16 protein-coding genes are annotated in these 16,389 nt (G+C 45.9%); 7 read left to right on the top strand and 9 right to left on the bottom strand.

Annotated features, from left to right (window positions below; translation table 11 throughout):
• Nucleotides 1-14: 14 nt before the first annotated feature.
• The 4 genes from H0R92_RS05210 to ptsP are packed head-to-tail and all read right to left on the bottom strand — an operon-like array spanning nt 15 to nt 4,702.
• Entirely contained in the window at nt 15-1,214 is a 1,200-nt protein-coding gene (locus H0R92_RS05210; RefSeq protein ID WP_432961809.1) for a small ribosomal subunit Rsm22 family protein, read from the bottom strand.
• Nucleotides 1,211-1,552: a MerR family transcriptional regulator gene (locus tag H0R92_RS05215; RefSeq protein WP_428770322.1), complete on the bottom strand. Its 342-nt coding sequence runs from the start codon at nt 1,550-1,552 to the stop codon at nt 1,211-1,213. Before H0R92_RS05215 ends, H0R92_RS05210 begins: the two co-directional genes overlap by 4 nt.
• A 4-nt stretch (nt 1,553-1,556) precedes the next feature.
• Entirely contained in the window at nt 1,557-2,936 is a 1,380-nt protein-coding gene (gene der, locus H0R92_RS05220) for a ribosome biogenesis GTPase Der (protein ID WP_432961812.1), read from the bottom strand.
• A gap of 29 nt (nt 2,937-2,965) precedes the next feature.
• Nucleotides 2,966-4,702 (bottom strand): phosphoenolpyruvate--protein phosphotransferase, encoded by a 1,737-nt coding sequence (ptsP, locus tag H0R92_RS05225; protein ID WP_432961814.1) that lies wholly within the window; start codon nt 4,700-4,702, stop codon nt 2,966-2,968.
• 89 nt (nt 4,703-4,791) lie between these two features.
• Here ptsP and H0R92_RS05230 point away from each other — a divergent pair, with 89 nt between their 5' ends.
• Entirely contained in the window at nt 4,792-5,670 is an 879-nt protein-coding gene (locus H0R92_RS05230; protein ID WP_432961816.1) for a GerMN domain-containing protein, read from the top strand.
• 10 nt (nt 5,671-5,680) lie between these two features.
• Here the strand turns inward: H0R92_RS05230 and H0R92_RS05235 are convergent, their stop codons facing one another.
• Both H0R92_RS05235 and H0R92_RS05240 read right to left on the bottom strand, forming a co-directional pair.
• Nucleotides 5,681-6,799: a hypothetical protein gene (locus tag H0R92_RS05235; RefSeq protein ID WP_432961817.1), complete on the bottom strand. Its 1,119-nt coding sequence runs from the start codon at nt 6,797-6,799 to the stop codon at nt 5,681-5,683.
• Entirely contained in the window at nt 6,796-8,595 is a 1,800-nt protein-coding gene (locus tag H0R92_RS05240) for a proline--tRNA ligase (RefSeq protein WP_432961819.1), read from the bottom strand. Before H0R92_RS05240 ends, H0R92_RS05235 begins: the two co-directional genes overlap by 4 nt.
• A gap of 33 nt (nt 8,596-8,628) precedes the next feature.
• Here H0R92_RS05240 and H0R92_RS05245 point away from each other — a divergent pair, with 33 nt between their 5' ends.
• The 3 genes from H0R92_RS05245 to H0R92_RS05255 all read left to right on the top strand — a co-directional run bounded on the left by H0R92_RS05245 (nt 8,629) and on the right by H0R92_RS05255 (nt 11,208).
• Nucleotides 8,629-9,003 carry a BrnA antitoxin family protein gene (locus H0R92_RS05245; RefSeq protein WP_428770316.1) on the top strand — a complete coding sequence of 125 codons (375 nt, stop codon included), beginning with the start codon at nt 8,629-8,631 and terminating at the stop codon, nt 9,001-9,003.
• A gap of 92 nt (nt 9,004-9,095) precedes the next feature.
• Nucleotides 9,096-9,848 (top strand): head GIN domain-containing protein, encoded by a 753-nt coding sequence (locus H0R92_RS05250; RefSeq protein WP_432961821.1) that lies wholly within the window; start codon nt 9,096-9,098, stop codon nt 9,846-9,848.
• Between the two features lie 199 nt (nt 9,849-10,047).
• A complete protein-coding gene (locus tag H0R92_RS05255) occupies nt 10,048-11,208 on the top strand; it encodes an aminopeptidase (protein WP_432961823.1) in 1,161 nt (386 codons plus the stop codon).
• 90 nt (nt 11,209-11,298) lie between these two features.
• Here H0R92_RS05255 and H0R92_RS05260 read toward each other — a convergent pair whose 3' ends face one another.
• Together H0R92_RS05260 and H0R92_RS05265 are read right to left on the bottom strand one after the other, a co-directional pair.
• Nucleotides 11,299-11,553 carry a toxin-antitoxin system HicB family antitoxin gene (locus tag H0R92_RS05260; protein ID WP_432961825.1) on the bottom strand — a complete coding sequence of 85 codons (255 nt, stop codon included), beginning with the start codon at nt 11,551-11,553 and terminating at the stop codon, nt 11,299-11,301.
• Complete coding sequence (locus H0R92_RS05265; RefSeq protein ID WP_432961827.1) at nt 11,544-11,984, bottom strand: putative toxin-antitoxin system toxin component, PIN family; 441 nt, start codon at nt 11,982-11,984, stop codon at nt 11,544-11,546. Before H0R92_RS05265 ends, H0R92_RS05260 begins: the two co-directional genes overlap by 10 nt.
• Before the next feature lie 127 nt (nt 11,985-12,111).
• On the opposite strand from H0R92_RS05265, the gene miaB reads away from it, so the two are divergent.
• The 3 genes from miaB to H0R92_RS05280 all read left to right on the top strand — a co-directional run bounded on the left by miaB (nt 12,112) and on the right by H0R92_RS05280 (nt 14,802).
• A complete protein-coding gene (gene miaB, locus H0R92_RS05270) occupies nt 12,112-13,629 on the top strand; it encodes a tRNA (N6-isopentenyl adenosine(37)-C2)-methylthiotransferase MiaB (RefSeq protein WP_432961829.1) in 1,518 nt (505 codons plus the stop codon).
• A 61-nt stretch (nt 13,630-13,690) separates the two neighbouring features.
• On the top strand, nt 13,691-14,062 hold the full coding sequence (locus H0R92_RS05275) for a hypothetical protein (protein WP_432961831.1): 372 nt from the start codon (nt 13,691-13,693) through the stop codon (nt 14,060-14,062).
• A gap of 89 nt (nt 14,063-14,151) precedes the next feature.
• Nucleotides 14,152-14,802, top strand: a complete 651-nt coding sequence (locus H0R92_RS05280; RefSeq protein ID WP_432961833.1) for a hypothetical protein — start codon at nt 14,152-14,154, stop codon at nt 14,800-14,802.
• Here the strand turns inward: H0R92_RS05280 and H0R92_RS05285 are convergent.
• A complete protein-coding gene (locus H0R92_RS05285) occupies nt 14,799-16,334 on the bottom strand; it encodes a pallilysin-related adhesin (RefSeq protein WP_432961835.1) in 1,536 nt (511 codons plus the stop codon). The two genes, H0R92_RS05280 and H0R92_RS05285, sit on opposite strands and share 4 nt — an antisense overlap.
• Nucleotides 16,335-16,389 lie beyond the last annotated feature (55 nt).

Genomic DNA, 16,389 nt, shown 5'->3' on the forward strand with positions numbered 1-16,389 from the left:
TATCCGCCTCCCGCTCACACGTTAACTATTTTCGCGCCGCTTTTGCGGTCAACCGGCAGAGCTTGAATGTCCTGCGCGCTTAAATCCGCATACAGTAAGTCTCCCGACAAAGTATCTTTTATTCGATGACCGGTTACGAGGGTAAGCCCCCAGTGAGCGCATGCGTAACGGCCGGTTTTGCCGTGGGGGAGGACTATCGGGTCGGAACAGATACGTATGTGCTGCCGGCTTGCGCCCTGAGCGGATTTTCCGGCAGTCTTTCCGCCGGCCGGTTTTGATGAGCTTTGGTGCGCAGGACTTGAGGACGCAAAAACAAAACTTAAAGCCGCCCGGTCTTTGGGAAGCCCCGCCTTTTCCGAAAGGGCTTGCAGATTTTTCGGGGCGCTTTCCGTGTCCAATATAAAATGGCACCATTTACCGCCCTTTTTCCCTTCCATCGGGCAGGCGCCTTCGTGCGGACAGGGAGCGAGGATACTCATACCGCTTCGGATTAAAGCCGAACGCAGTAAGCTTACAAAGCGTGCGGCGCGGGGAATTCCCGGTTCCACGACAAAGACCGCTTTCTGCGGTACCGTATATGATAAAAGCAGGGCGGCGTACTTTTTTGCTTCTTTTTCCAAGGGGTTGTGCGTATCCCAATACAGCTCATTAAACATATTCGCACAGCTTACAAAGGACACTTTGTTTTTTATGCGGGTTCCCATTTCGCCCTTTACACGTACAATGCGCCATGCAGGTTCGCCTTCTTCGGTTTGAAGGCGGGCGGCACAGGATAAAAAAAAGTTTTCGCCCAGGGCAAGGGCGTTTTGGCTTGTGTCCATACAATACCAGTTGAGCTTTTTTCCGCGCAGTTCCGGCCGCGCAAGATAGAGGGCAATCGGCACCGTAAGCGGGCCCGAACCTATATCGAGGCAGTAATCGCCGTCTTTTAAAAAATCAAAAGCAGTTGTATCCATACCCGCAAAAAGAGAAGTAAGGCGGAAAAGATTCCACCGCATAAAATAGCGCGTATATGCGGAAAGCATAACCGCATTGTTCATATAGCCCGCTTTAAGGCTTGAGCGTTCGGCGGTAAGCAAAGCCGAAAGCCTTTGTATGTCGCGCGGCAAAAAAGCAAGCTGTTTCGAGTTCAAAGGCTTTATATCCTGAATGAGCGAATCGAAGCGCTCGGCAATCAAACGCTCTTTTTCGGGTAATGCCGCAAATAGATTCATTCTTCCGTCTCCGTGCCGACATTGCGAACCAAACGGTACAAATCCAAAAGTTCGCTTTTTATACGGTTTAATTCCGCCGTAAGACTTTTTCCGCAAGCGCTTCCTGCTGCGGCCGCTTCGGCAATAAGGGCTTCGCGCGCGCCTTCAATCGTGTATTTTTTTTCCTGAATAAGATATTTTAGGCGCAAAAAAGTTTGCACATCGCGGTTTGAATACAGCCTGCGCCCGCCCATATCTTTTTGCGGGGCAAGGGAGGGAATCGATTCTTCCCAATAACGCAGGGTATGGGCTTTTACGGAGGTGATTTTTTCAACTTCGCCTATCGAAAAACCTTTCACGCCCTTATCTGTCCTCCCATCTTTTACGGCTTGCCTGCATCTCTATTGTAATCGGAATTTTGCTAAAACCCAAGTCTTCGCGCATTTTATTTTTCAAATAGGCAATATAAGATTGGGGAACCGAATCGGGCTTGGTTGCAAAAAGCAAAAACACAACGGGGTTTGTCTTTGTTTGCACCGCATAGCGGATATGAAAGCGGGCACTGCGCGACGCCGGCGGCGGATAAGCCGCAATCCAGTCTTTTAAAGCGGTATTTAAAGGCCCCGTATCGATTTTTCGATTCAACTGATTGTATAATTCCACAACCGTGTTTAAAAGCGGCTTAATGCCCGTATTTTCCTTTGCCGAAATTTCAAGAATCGGAGCATAGGCCATGTGGCCGAACATAATGCGGATGTTTTCTTCGGCTTTACGCGCCGTTTTTTTATCCTGAGCCTGCGTATCCCACTTATTGAGCACAAAAATCAGGGCGCGGCCGCGGTCGTGGGCAAGTTTTATCACCTTTTTATCCTGGTCGGTTAAACCCTCGGCGGCATCCATAAGATAAAGCACCACGTCGGCGCGCTCAAGGGTTTTTATGGCGCGGTTTACCGAATAATATTCCACATTTTCTTTTACTTTTGATTTGCGCCTTATGCCTGCGGTATCGAGCACTAAAAAATCCTTCCCTTTATAGCGGAATGAGCCTTCCACAACATCGCGCGTCGTTCCCGCATAATCGCTGACAATGGAAAGCTCGCTTCCCGTTAAAAGGTTGCACAGGGTGGATTTTCCCGTGTTCGGCTTTCCCATAATCGCAAGCTTTATAGGCTCTTTTTCTTCGGCTTCTTCAAGGGCGGAAAAATCAAGCTTTGAAAAAATCAAATCGATAAGTTCGGGTATGCGGTCGCCGTGTTCCGCCGAAATACAAATCAAGTCTTTAAAGCCGAAGCGGTGAAAATTCAACGCTTCGCTTTCCAAACGCCCGCCTTCGGTTTTATTAACCGCTGCGACAATACGGTCCCAATAAGGGCGCAGCAGGCCGATAAATTCTTCATCTTCGGGCGTAATTTCGCCGGCATCAAGGAGGAGCACAATAAGGTCGGCTTTTTTGAGGGCTTCAACGGTTTTTTGCACAACCAAGTCGTCAAGCACCGCTTCCATACTGACGAGGGTGCGGGTCAGTTTAAAACCGCCTGTGTCCATAAAGCGAACGGGCTTGTCTTTAATAAAAACCGTTTCTTCCACAGGGTCGCGGGTAACGCCGGGCGTCGGGTCGGTAATAACGCGCCGTTTATGCAGCAAGCGGTTAAAGAGGGTGGATTTTCCGACATTCGGGCGGCCGGCTATGACGACAAGGGGCTGATTGCGGTACACACGTCCCTGTGCGGTGTTTGTTTCCATGCAGTGTTCTCCGTTATGCGGCTTTGCTTCTATTGAGCACCGTTTAAATGAGTGCCGCTTAAAAACGCATTCAATTTTTCTTCCAGCGAATGCGCATCCATCGCCGATTCCGTCCACTCCTTAAACGCTTCTATTTGTTCGGCCGTAAGCCGCAAAAGATGTTCCTTTAAGGGCGCAATTTTTTTAGGGGCTACGCTGAACGAATCGACTCCCGCCGACATTAAAACCGTCATACGTATTGTATCGGCGGCCATTTCGCCGCATACGGAAAGGGGAATCCCCTCTTTTTGTGCAGCCTTTGCCGTTTGCACAATAAGGCGCCTTATGGCAGGGTGCAATTCGTTAAAGAGGCCTGCGGTTTGGGCGTTTTCGCGGTCTACGCACAGGCCGTATTGGGTAAGGTCGTTTGAGCCGATTGAAAAAAAGGCCGCTTCCTTTGCCAATTCGTCGGCCATAATTGCGGCGGCCGGCGTTTCTATCATAATGCCGACAGGAACGTCCTCTTTAAAGGGAATATGTTCGGCTTTGAGTTCGGCTTTTACTTCTTCAATCAGGGCCTTTGCCTCGCGTACCTGTTCGATATCGGTAATAAGGGGCAGCATGATTTTTAAAGAACCGTAAACGCTTGCGCGAAAAAGGGCGCGAAGCTGGGTTTTAAATATATCCGGCATTTTAAGGCACAGGCGGATTGCCCTGCAGCCGAGCAGGGGATTTTTTTCTTCTTCAAACGAAAAGCCGGGAATATCGACGATTTTATCGCCTCCCGCATCGAGTGTTCGGATAACCACCGGCTTGTCTTTCATAATTTCGAGGACGCTGCGGTATTCTTCAAATTGACGCTCTTCGCTTATAAGGCCCGACTGCATAAAAAGGAATTCCGTGCGGAACAAACCGATACCGTCCGCTCCTTCTTCAAGGGCTAATCGCGCTTCTTCGGCCGAGCCTATATTTGCATATAAATTGACGCTTATACCGTCCTTTGTTCGGGCTGCCTTATCGGAAAGGGCAGCCAGCCTTGTGCGCTCTTGCGCTTCTTCGGCTATCTTTTCGTCGTATTCTTTTAAGACCGCGGCATCGGGCTTTACAAAAACCAAACCGCTTGTACCGTCAACAATTACCTCGTCGCCGGTATGGATGCGTTTTTCTATATCTTCAATACCGAACACAAGGGGAATGCCGTAGGTACGCGCCAAAATAGCCAAATGACTGTTGGGGGCTCCCTTGTGCAGTACAATAGCCGCTAAATCCTGTTTTGAAAGCAAAACCGCATCGGAGGGGTTTAAAAATTCCGCACTTAAAATCGCGTTCGGGGGCACTTCGTTTGCACGAAGCGGCATTTTTCCGGCAAGATTTTCGATAACCTTACCGTATACATCCGAAATATCTTCGGCACGTTCTATTAAATAGCTGTCGCCCGAGGAACGCAGCATATCGGCATATTCTTTTGCCTTGTTTTCGACAATCCATTCGATGTGTACAAGCTGCTTTGCGTGTTCTGCTTTTATTTGTGCAATAAAATCCGGATCGGAAAGCATAAGTACATAGGTTTGAAAGATAGCCGCTTGGCGGCTGTTTGTTTGGTCGATAAGGGATTTAAAGTATTCCGATGTTTTTTTGCGGGAATTTTCAAAACGTTCCCAGTCTTCGGGAATCTTATCTGCGGTTATAGGAATTTTTTCGGTTTTTTTCCGTTCCTGCACGGAAAGGACAAAGGCTTTTCCTTTTGCGATGCCGCCCGAAGCCGAAATCCCCTGAAACGTATTCATCAGTAAAATATAACAGGCATTGAAGGGACTGTCAAATGGTAGGAGAACCGCTCTGTACAAAAATATACGCTTCCACTATACTGAACCTTATGAAAGACTCTTCGGGCAAAAAATACAGCGGTGTTGCAGCCGCTTTTTGGATTGTAATTGCTTTACTCATATTGATAGCCTTTTTGGTAAAATGGGACCATCTTGTTTCCGTTCTAAAAGAAACGGCCTTTTTCGAACACGTATTCGGCTTTCAGCCCGAATTTATTGCCCGCCATGAGATTCCCCTAAAGGAAGAAAAAGCCGATACGGGGAAAAGCGAATCCCTTATATTGGAAAAAGAATCTGCAAAAGCAAAGCAGCCGAATACGGAAGACGATAAACGGAATGCCTCTTCCGATTTCGGTACGTCCGATTCCGCAGCGAAGCATACGGAACCGGCTCAAAATGTGCCCGAAGCGTCGGCCAAGGTGCCGGCTAAACCGGCGGAAAGCAAACCGCCTCGTGACAATTCCGTTAAAAATACGGCGGAAGTTAAGCCCGTTCCTCTTGCAAAAATGAATCAATACCTATGTTTTATTGCAATAAGCGGAGACGGTTTTGTAGAGCGTAAAGAAGTGAACCGTGCGGTTCCTAAAACAAACACTCCCTTAACGGCTGCTTTAAATGCTTTGTTGGCCGGGCCGGGAATTCCGGAGCTGGAAAAAGGCTATATTTCGCTTATCCCCGAAGGAACAAAGCTTTTGTCGGCTACCGTGCAAAATAAAACCGCCTTTGTCAACTTCAGTCAAGAATTTGCCTTTAACAAATACGGCGCTCAAGGTTATTTGGGGCAGCTTATGCAAGTTGTGTATACCGCAACGGCCTTCGATACGATAGACAATGTGCAATTTTTAATCGAAGGGGAAAAAAACGAATATTTGGGCGGAGAGGGAGTATGGGTAGGTTCTCCGTTGGCACGAAGCAATTACTATAAATAAAACCCCGATATTAAAAAGACGTTTCCCGCATTTTTTGTATAAAATATGCTTTATGACTGTTATAGTAATCGATATCGGCGGAAAAGCCCGTAACCGTAAACAGCCCGCTTTCTTTTTCGTTTATGATTTTTATATTGACATAAAAGCGCCCGGTTCCGTTGTCGTATGAACGATTCACTGTAATTAAAACCTTTTCCCTTTCTGCAACGCTTTGATTTTCCGTACAAATATAAACGCCCTCGGAGCCGAAAGAAAGGCTGCGGGCAAAAACGTGAAAAAAGCCGTATTTTTTGTCTTTAAAAAAATCGGCGGGCGGTTGTATAAGGTCGGTATACATAAGGGCTCTACTTCCCCAAAAACCGAGGTTGTCGGCTACCGCCTTGTATTCGCCGTCCATATGTGCGGTTTCGTCGGCCGATACGGTTAGCGCACCCGCCTTGTTTGTAAGGGCCGACGCAATCAACTCTTGGGCGCTTATACTGAAATTCCGTTCTTTTGTATCTTGAGGAATCCCCGTAAAGTTTAAAAAAGAATTGTCGGAAGAGCTTAAAAGCTGACCTGTTGCAACTGCGGTAAAGACCGGTACATTGTCGTGTGCTTTTATTTCGCGTATGTTAAACAGCGGTATAAGATAATCGTATACGATTAGGGTTTCGCCGCCGAAAATACGGATTTCGGCGTTTTGTTCCGCCTTATACGGAATAGCCGATTTTCCGGCAAGTTTTTCCGGGCTTATTTTTTTTCTGTGCGCATTAAATTCGTAAAACAAATCGTGCAGATAATTCAAAGTAGGCGTATCTTCGGCTTTAAGCGTAGGTACGATTTTTTCTCCGGTCATGCTTACATAGTCTTTTTCGGTATCGAGGGTAAAAAAAAGCGTTATTTCTTTAGAACCGCTTTGGGCTTCGGGAGCATAGTAGCGCATAGCATAATTACCCTCGTCGTACTGCAAAAAGCCGACGTATACGGGCTGTGTAAAGGTTGAATCGCGGTAATAAACATATTGACCGGATTCGGTGGGCAAAAAATCCTTAACGCCGGGCAGGGCATAGAGGGAAGAAAGGCAAAGGGCAATACAGAACGCAAAAACCGCGGCAAAAAGCCCCTGTTTTATCGGTATACGTTTCATAAGCGGATGCCCGAACAATCGTTCAATTCCGCAAGCGCCGATTTAACGGTTTCGCACGCTTTTTCTGCGGCTTCTTCGGGGCTTAAAAGGACGGTTTCTCCCGTATCGCGCCGTTTAAATTCAACCTTAGGCAGATTTTTGCTTCCGATAACAATCTGTAAGGGAATGCCCAACAAATCCATATCTTTAAACTTTACGCCGGGACGTTCGTTTCGGTCGTCCAACAGTACTTCCAAGCCGGCATTTTGCAGTTTTTCGTACAAAAGGTCGGCCGTTTTTTTCATTTCGCCGTCGTACTGCACGGGAACAAGGGCAATGTGATAGGGGGCGGCTGTCATGGGCCACACAATACCGTTATCGTCGTGATGTTCTTCGATAATCGAAGCAAGGGCGCGGTCTATACCGATACCGTAACAGCCCATAAGGGGAAGCCGCTGCTTACCGTTTTCGTCCAAATAGACGGCATTCATCGATACACTGTATTTATCGCCGAGTTTAAAAATATGACCGAGTTCGTTGCCCTTTTTACTGTACAATTTTGTTTTACAGGCAGGACATAAATCTCCTTCGACGACGGTGCGCACATCGAGCTGCATAAAGGGTTTAAAATCGCGGCCGGGCTCTACATGGCATAAGTGAATGTCGGTTTTTAAGCCGCCGGTAACCGCATCGTGCATAAGCATAACGCTGTCGTCGGCGATAACGGGAACGGTATTAAGGCCGACCGGGCCTGCAAAACCTACGGGAGCTTGGGTAATGCGTTCCACATCGCCGTTTGAGGCAAGCTCAACGCTTCCGGCTTTTAAGGCGGCGGCAAGTTTTGCTTCGTTTACGTCCAAATCGCCGCGTATACAAACGGCAACAAAAAAGCTTTTACCCTTTTGGTTTCCCGGCGCCTTGGACATATCGAGTTCGGCATTGTCCGCCCGATAAATGAGGGTTTTTATAAAGTGTTCGCTTCCCGTTTTTAAAAAGGCCGTTAATTCTTCTATGGTTTTAACGTTAGGCGTTTCGGTTTCGACTACGGTTTTTTCCGTTGCCGTGCGGGGAGTTCCGTCCGTATTGCACACCGGGTCGGGCGTACACGAGGCTTTTTCGGTGTTTGCCGCATAGCCGCAGGAAGGGCATAAAATCAGCGTATCGTCGCCGACTTCGCTTTCGACCATAAATTCTTCCGAGCCGGTTCCGCCCATTGCACCGGAATCCGCGCGTACGGGAATAACGGTTAAGCCCAGCCGCTTAAAAATGCGCCGGTAGGCTACGGCAAAATCGTTGTATACCTCATCGAGGCTTTGTTGATCCGCATGGAACGAATACGCGTCTTTCATGGTAAATTCGCGGCCGCGCATAACGCCGTAGCGGGGGCGGATTTCGTCGCGGTATTTTGTATTGATTTGATAAAGCACTAAGGGAAGCTGTTTATATGAAGAAAGCTCGTCTTTTACAATTGCGGTAAAAGCTTCTTCGGCGGTGGGACTTACCACCAATTCCTGATCCAAGCGGTTTTTGGCCCGCAGCAAGCCCGCTCCCATCGTATCCCAGCGGCCCGACATGCGCCATAATTCACCCGGTACGATAACGGAAGGTTTGCATTCAAGAGCACCGATACGGTTCATCTCTTCGCGTACAATTTGTTCCACTTTACGGAAACAGCGCAGTCCTACGGGAAGATAGGCAAACAATCCGTTGCCCAATTTGCGTATTAAGCCCGCACGGAGCATAAGCTGATGGCTTGCAATAACCGCTTCCGACGGAACCTCTCTGAGGGTTGAAATCATGGTTTGTGACGTTTTCATAACGGACTTATTATAACGGAAAACAAGGCGTTTATGGAAGGGGAAAAAAGCTTGCTTGACTTATGTACATATGTGATATACTATAAAAATGTCGAGAAGAAAATGCAAAGAGAATACAAGGTTATTGATTTTCCCCCGCTGACAGACGAACAACGGGCGACGCTTGAAAAACTGGATAAAATGCCCGATACCGAAATAGACTTTTCGGATATACCTCCGAGCGCACCGAACACGAACGGCGGGTTTTATTATTTTAACTCTTTAAAAATGCCGAAGACCGATATACATACCAAAATAGATAATGATAATCTTGAATGGCTCAAAAAAGCCGGAAAAGGTTATCAATCAAGACTGAATAACGTAATACGCTGGGCAAGACTCAATAATTGTCCTATCTCTCAAATGTAAAATTCATATCTCTTGCCGAGAAGACAAGGGATTTTTGTAACAATTACCGCCCCATGTTATGTAATGGTGTATAGATCAGGAGGACAGCAGATATGAAAAAACCGTCGTATATAAAAAAAAGTGCATTTTTTGCCTGCACCGTCATGTGTATACTGTTTGCAACGGCTACGGCAGGCTGTACGTCGCCGCCTCTTGTAAGGGGTAACGGCCGCATTCAAACAAAAAGTTTTTCGCTAAAAGATTTTACCGCCGTATCTTTGGGCGGTAAATGGGAAGCGGAAATCCGTCAGGGCGAAAAGTTCAACGTTGAAATCGATATTGACGACAATTTATTCGATTATCTTGATGTCTATGTGTCGGATAAAACCTTACATATAGAAACGGAAAGAGGTATCAATATCCGCAGTACCCGAAGCAGGGTTACCGTTACAATGCCCTCTTTAACGGCCTTCAGAGGGGCGGGTTCGGTACGCACGGATATCCGCGGCTTTAATGACCTTACCCGCGATGTATCCGTACATGTTTCCGGGTCGGGAACGGTAAATGCGGATATTTCGGTAAAAAGTTTAACCGTAAAAGCATCGGGTTCGAGCAGCTTTACGTTGAAGGGAAAAACGGAAGATTTTTCCGCATCGATTTCCGGCTCGGGTAAAATAAGGGCCTTCGATTTTAAAGCGGATAATGTCGATATGCATATTTCCGGTTCGGGTTCTGCCCAAGTCCATGCGGAAAAAACGCTGAATGCACGGATAAGCGGCAGCGGTTCGCTTGTCTATACGGGAACGCCGCGTTTGGATATAAATACTTCAGGCAGTGCAAAGGTGGTATCGGCGTCCCGAAACTGAAACGGCTGAACAAAGTATCAACTTCGGAAGGCGTTTCATTAGTGCTTTTGTAGCGCAGCGGTGAAAACACGGTAAATAACGGGAGTTTTGCCGCCCGTCTTTTTGCTCAACAGTCAAAACCCAAAATTAAAACAAGGGGCGATATCGGTGATATTTCAGTCGCTTGCCCAAGAACTCATTTTCGGTGTATCATAGTACCATGACTATCGATTATGAAAAAATAAAACAAACGGCATTAACCGTTATACGCGACGTATGCGCTCTTAAAAAAGGCGAGCGCGTTTTGATTATTACAAACCCCGAAGACGAAACCCTTGAAATAAGCCGCAGACTCTATGAGGCGGCCGACGAGTTGGGCGGGAAAGCGGTTATCGTTATGCAAAAAACAAAAACCCTGCTCGATTTTGCCGAACCTGAAGTTATTGCAGCGCTTCACACCGAGCCTGATATTTGCCTTTCCGTTTCGGCGAATAAACTCGGAAAAGATGAGTCCGGTTCTAAAAAGCCCTTTGTTGCCGAAAACGGCGAAGAGTTTAATCATATTTTTAACTATAACCTCGAAGGCAAAAAAAACTTACGCGCTATATGGACTCCCGGTATAACGGTTGATATGTTTATACGGGCGGCAAATATCGATTATGAACTTTTACAAAAACGCTGCCGCATTTTGGCGGATAAATTCCGCAACGCCTCTTATGTTCACGTTACTGCCCCCGGCGGAACCGATATAAAAGTTCCCGTCAGCGGCAGAACCGCCTTTTGCGACGACGGAGATTTTTCAAAGCCCGGAAACGGGGGCAATATTCCGGCAGGAGAGGTGTTTATAAGCCCGCTTACACCGAAAACCTCGGAAGGCTGCGAGGGGCGTATCGTATTCGACGGTTCGATAAGCGTTACCGAAGGCTGTTTTATTATTACCGACCCCATTATCGCCGATGTAAAAGGCTATGTGTCTTCGATAACGAGTAAGGCAGGCCGTCCCGTTGACGGCTCGGATCCGGATTGCGAAGCATACCGCCTTTTGCGCTGTATAACGGCCGCCGAAAATCAAGCGCTTGAAATGGAAAAAGACGGACGGCTTCCTTCCGGTTCGGGTGGCGAATACGCACGCAATGCACGCAATATAGGAGAGCTGGGTATAGGACTAAACCCGGCCGCCCTGATTACCGGTAAAATGCTCGAAGACGAAAAGGCTTTTAAAACCTGCCATTTTGCAATCGGAAGCAATTACGACAACGATGCGAAAAGCCTTATCCACTTCGACGGCGTGGTGCGCAACCCGACCATCGTCATTCACTACGAAGACGGAAGCGAATTCACCGTAGAAAAAGACGGCGAATTGAGTAAGGAATTGCAGTAAGTTGCAGTCATTTGTGTGATGTGAAAATTATACCGGAGGACTATTTAAAGTCGCAGTTTTAAATAGTCCTTCTATAAACATAGAAAAATCTTATACGGTATCCCAAGATTCAACTTCGCGATCCGTTATCTTATTCATAACGGTGTCAAAGCCGGCGATAATATCTTCTCTATTTTGATTCTTTAAATAATTTGTAAAATATCGTGAATTTTCCATTTCGGAAAGCTCTTTTGTAAAGGCATATACTGCAAATTGGTTTATCGATACACCCTGCAAAACAGCCGTATTTTCAATTCGCTCTTTTAATTCCTTGGGTATGCGTATTGTCATTGTGTTTACCGCCACTGCGTATTCCTCCATTTTTTCATAAAATCGGCAGGAGTGATTGTTTCAATACCTTCCATCTTCAATTCGGTTTGCTTTGTAAAATCACGTATATTTTTTGTAATAATATAACGTGCATTGCTTGCAAAGGCCAATTCTACAAAAATGTTATCATTCTGGTCGCGTAAATTCGGGCGCAATAAAAAATATATATCCGTTTTTATACCGACTAATGCAATAAAATCAAGAACTTTGCGGACATCTTTTTCATTTAATTTGAAAAGTTCCAAAAAACTTTTCCGGAGCAATACGTCGCAATATTCTTCAAAGACCGGTATGGATAAGGAAAGTTTTAAAGACGCATTACGGATTAATTTCAAAACGGCATGTGATGCGCCTTTTGAACTGTACATCGCTTGAAATAATACCGATGTATCTAATACAACTTTCACATTCAATATGCTAACACATAATTCCTCTTTTTTCAATATTTTATAAAGCAACAAAATGAACCTGCGGAACAGCGCAGGGCGGCGGGGCTTTCAAAATGTCTAATTTTATGGTACAGTATCTCCTCCTATGACCTTTTTTTTTGAAACCTACGGCTGCCAAATGAATAAGGCCGAGTCGTCCGCCGTCGAACAGCTTTTGCTCGCGCGCGGCTGGACTGCTTCGCCCGGTGAAGAAACGGCCGATTTAATTATTATAAATACCTGCTCGGTGCGCGAAACCGCAGAAAGCCGCATACGCGGGCGGCTGGGGCGTTATACCGCGCTTAGAAAACAGCGCGAAAAAAGCGGAAAGCCTCCCTTTGTGTTGACCGTAACCGGCTGCATGGCAGAACGCTTAAAAGATAAACTGCAAAAGGATTTTCCGGTTGTCGATTACGTTGTCGGCAACTTTGAAAAAAAACGCTATGCGGACATCGCTTTTTCCATGGAAGCGCGCAAGGGGACGGCAAGCCTCCTGTTAAGTCCGAAAACGCAGGATGCAAATGCAAGTGCAATAAAAATCGTTCAATCGGCGAAAGCGGAGGAAGAAAAATCCCCGCCTGAAGTAAGGTCCGCAGAAGAGTTCTCCGGAACGGTTAATCCCGGCAGCCGGGATTTTCCCGATAAGCCCGTTTACAGCTTTGCCCCGCTTTCTTTGGAGCCGGGAGCTTTCCAAGCCTTTGTGCCGATTATGCACGGCTGCAATAATTTTTGTACATATTGCATTGTGCCCTATGTACGCGGCCGCGAAATTTCAAGACCCGTCGAAGAAATTATAAAAGAGCTGGATATGCTCTCGGAACGCAATGTACGCGAAATTACCCTTTTGGGGCAAAACGTCAATTCATACAGGCATGCGGAGCAAACCGGACACAGCGAACAAGGCGGACAAACAAAAAAAGGCGGAACGGTTGATTTTCCGGAGCTTTTGGAGCGCATAGCCTCGCATTTGCAAAAAACCTCTTCTTCGATAGAGTGGGTGCGTTTTATGTCCAGCCACCCCAAAGATTTTTCCGATGAACTTATCCGCGTAATAAGAGATTATCCCGTGATTTGCCGGCACATACACCTTCCCGTCCAGCACGGCTCAAGCCGCATTTTGCAAAAAATGAACCGGCGCTACAGCCGCGAAACCTACCTCGATTTGGTTACCCGTATCCGTGCCGAACTTCCCGATGTGTCGCTTACAAGCGATATTTTAATCGGCTTTCCCGGCGAAACCGAAGACGATTTTGAACAAACCCTTTCTCTTATGGAGCAGGTGCGCTACGAAGCGGCCTTTATGTATTATTATAATCCGCGAGAAGGAACGCCCGCCTGCACCTACCCCGATCAAGTACCCCTTGAAGAAAAAAAGCGGCGCCTCGACAAAATAATCCGCGTACAGCAGCGCATTACAAAAGAAGAAATAACCAAGCGGCTCGGCACTACGGTAAAGGTACTGGCCGAAAGCCCCTCGCGCGATAATAAAGCCGAACTTTTAGGACACACCGAACAGGACGGCCGCGTCGTATTCGCCGCAGACGAAAGCGTCACAGGCAGCTTTGTAAAAGTCCGCTTGGAATCGATACAGGGCAACACGTTTAGGGGAACGCGGGTCGGGTAAGGGCTTAATAAATCCGCTTTTTACGGTTGCAAAGAGCCCTGTTTCGTGATAAAATCGCATTATGCCTTTTAAATTGATTTTATTCATACTGTGTATGATTATCGCCGCCGTTTTTACCGGCTTTAATTTGGAAAATTCATGCGATATAAACTTCGGGTTTAAACGCTTTGAGCAAGTACCCGTTTTTTTGACAATTTTGTTTTCTTTTTTAGCCGGCGCACTTATAACGCTACCCTTTACCTTCGGTAAAAAAAGAGTGAAGGCCGCCGCCTCCGTATCCGTAAAAAAAGAGAAAAAAAGCAAAGACAAGGAAATTTTGTTACCGCAAAATCCTGCTGCCGATGAACAAATGCTTTTTTCTTCACCGGAGGGAAAAAAATCCGTAAAAGAAAAGAAGCCGCTTTTTTCAAATTTTAAAGCTCCGCGTCCGTAAAAAGACTGTATGTGACAGCGGTAAAACGGTCCTTTATGTATAGAATAATAAGCCGTCAGTGCAAAAAACCCGTTTTTATACTTTCCTGTATGTTTATGTTATGCGGGGGTACTTTTTTTGCCCGACAACAAACAAAGGTTGCCGAAAGCATGTCTGCGGCCGGCGGGTTACAACCCTATATGGAATCTTTAGAAAAAAACTTTAAAAGCGCTTCTTCTTCCGAACAGCGGCTTGCGGCGGCCGAAATACTTGCTCCGCTAAAAGAACAAATAGGTTTATATGCCGAAGCTGCCGCAATTTACAGTTCTGCGGCATCCTTGGCCGGAGTACAGCAAATACGGGGACAAAAGCTTTTGCTCGGCAGTGTTCGGTGTGCACTTTCGTACGGCGATGTTTCAAGCGCGGATTTTTTACTCAGTACGGCTTTTACTTCGGCCGCCGACACACATATAAAAGCAACGGCAAAACTCTATGCCTTATGGAGCTGGATTATAAAGGCGCAAAATAAAAAAGAATTGGAAGGGCCTGTTTCCGTTTTAAAAACCTACCTTGACGCACCGGATATGATAAGTGTAAAACCTGCGCTCTTTTTAACACTTTTTCATATAACGGAAGAAAAAATGTGGGCAGAGCGGCTGCAAAAGGAATTTCCGGATTCTCCTGAAGCGGCGGTTTGCGCAGGAAATGCACGGCTTTTACCGGCCCCGTTTTGGTTTTTTTCAAAAATAAAAAACGACTAATCCCTAATATTTTCCAATTCAAGCTGCAAACTTCTGCTCACCGCCGGTTCTATTTGCGATATGCTTACAATAACCGGGTGCAAAATGACTTGTGTTCCCGGAGGCGTTTTTTCACTTTTTGTTTCACTTTTTTCCGCATATATGATTTCCGAACGGTAAAAACCCGAAAATATACCGTTTTTTTCCCGGCTTCTAAATTGCAGCAAACTTTCATCGAAAACGGTTAATTTTGAAAAAGCCCCGTGCTCCAAAACAGATCCGTTTTTTGCCGTGTATTGATTGTCTGAAAAAGTTATTTCCCATCCGTTGTCACATTTCCAAAAAGTTCTGCTTGTCGTTTGCAGCAAATGCAAAATATCAATATCATCCGCTTTTGACTTTGGAGGCGGACTGCCGAACAGGATTTCCCTATTTTGTTTTTTATAGTTTCCGTCCCATAAGGTTTCCGAACTGATAACCATACCCAAATCATCAACAACTTTTATGCGTATTTCGTCCGTCGAAACAAGAGCTATATCAAATCGCCGGGAAATGTTCGACATCGATTGGTTTGTCGTATATACAAGGATACCGTTACGCCTCAGTGTGCTGCGTTCCCATGTATAGATTTCCTGCCGGTCAGTTTGAAAAAAAATGATTTCTTTTTTTTCATAATTAAAAAACAAATAGCGGTTGTTATCGGCCGTATGCGAATTTTTTATCCATAAACCGTCCAAAAACGAAGCAAAGGTTTTTTCCGTTCCGTCTTGAATTTTTCCCAATTCCTGTGCGGTGATGTTTTTTTGAGGTATAGTCGTTCGTACTTTTTCGATATATTTTTTTTCTTCTTTGCTCCAGTCGTACATAATTTGAAGCTGATCCAACGAGCCTTCCTGACCGGAGGTATCGGATGTATAAGCCCAAACGGGAAAGCTTTCGCCGTCGGTGTTGTCCAGCGAATACGAATCGCTGCGGGGTCTTTGCTGCACAAAAATCGTTCCTTCAGCATAGAGATTGGCAATTTCATGCAGATAAAAATTCTGCAAAGATCTGCGGGGCAGCCATGCTTGAAAACGCGATTCGTTTTTAATACCGTAACCGGTTATAATAAGGGCGTTTTCATGTGTTCCCGTAATATCCATAACCGATAACGAAAATGTTTTTACTTGTTCCATATCCGTTACGATTTCGGCGGAACGTTCGTATCTGCTATAACGCGGATTATATAAACCGACTATTACCTTTATAAATTTATTTTCCGGCGTTTTAACCGCTATAATTTGATCGTCATAGCCGTCAATGTCGAAGTCAACCGAATAAGCGGCAATAAGGATTTCTCCGGCTTGTAATGGGATTAAAGACGTTAAGTTTATTTCATCTGCTGACGGATTATCCTCTTGAGAGAAAATCGGTGCCGCCCCCGGAACGGACGGTATAACGGTTTGTGTTCTAACCGTATCTTTTGTATGTGCAACAAACCACTGTTTTTTTACGGCAAAAAAAACAATGAGTATTCCGGCTGCGGCAAACAAAACAATCGTAAATTTTTTCATAAGCACACTATAACTTATTTTTTTTACCCGTTCAACAGGGTTTCTTTTCTTTGAA

The organism is Treponema sp. OMZ 840, from assembly GCF_050937815.1.
GTDB lineage: Bacteria > Spirochaetota > Spirochaetia > Treponematales > Treponemataceae > Treponema_C.

What these genes read in the sequence shown, in the direction of transcription:
- H0R92_RS05245 (WP_428770316.1), top strand. Translation starts at nt 8,629, where the DNA reads ATGGAAGGGGAAAAAAGCTTGCTTGACTTATGTACATATGTGATATAC.
- miaB (WP_432961829.1), top strand. Translation starts at nt 12,112, where the DNA reads ATGACCTTTTTTTTTGAAACCTACGGCTGCCAAATGAATAAGGCCGAG.
- H0R92_RS05240 (WP_432961819.1), bottom strand. Translation starts at nt 8,595, where the DNA reads ATGAAAACGTCACAAACCATGATTTCAACCCTCAGAGAGGTTCCGTCG.
- H0R92_RS05280 (WP_432961833.1), top strand. Translation starts at nt 14,152, where the DNA reads ATGTTTATGTTATGCGGGGGTACTTTTTTTGCCCGACAACAAACAAAG.
- H0R92_RS05255 (WP_432961823.1), top strand. Translation starts at nt 10,048, where the DNA reads ATGACTATCGATTATGAAAAAATAAAACAAACGGCATTAACCGTTATA.
- H0R92_RS05210 (WP_432961809.1), bottom strand. Translation starts at nt 1,214, where the DNA reads ATGAATCTATTTGCGGCATTACCCGAAAAAGAGCGTTTGATTGCCGAG.
- H0R92_RS05285 (WP_432961835.1), bottom strand. Translation starts at nt 16,334, where the DNA reads ATGAAAAAATTTACGATTGTTTTGTTTGCCGCAGCCGGAATACTCATT.
- H0R92_RS05230 (WP_432961816.1), top strand. Translation starts at nt 4,792, where the DNA reads ATGAAAGACTCTTCGGGCAAAAAATACAGCGGTGTTGCAGCCGCTTTT.
- der (WP_432961812.1), bottom strand. Translation starts at nt 2,936, where the DNA reads ATGGAAACAAACACCGCACAGGGACGTGTGTACCGCAATCAGCCCCTT.
- H0R92_RS05235 (WP_432961817.1), bottom strand. Translation starts at nt 6,799, where the DNA reads ATGAAACGTATACCGATAAAACAGGGGCTTTTTGCCGCGGTTTTTGCG.
- ptsP (WP_432961814.1), bottom strand. Translation starts at nt 4,702, where the DNA reads ATGAATACGTTTCAGGGGATTTCGGCTTCGGGCGGCATCGCAAAAGGA.
- H0R92_RS05250 (WP_432961821.1), top strand. Translation starts at nt 9,096, where the DNA reads ATGAAAAAACCGTCGTATATAAAAAAAAGTGCATTTTTTGCCTGCACC.
- H0R92_RS05275 (WP_432961831.1), top strand. Translation starts at nt 13,691, where the DNA reads ATGCCTTTTAAATTGATTTTATTCATACTGTGTATGATTATCGCCGCC.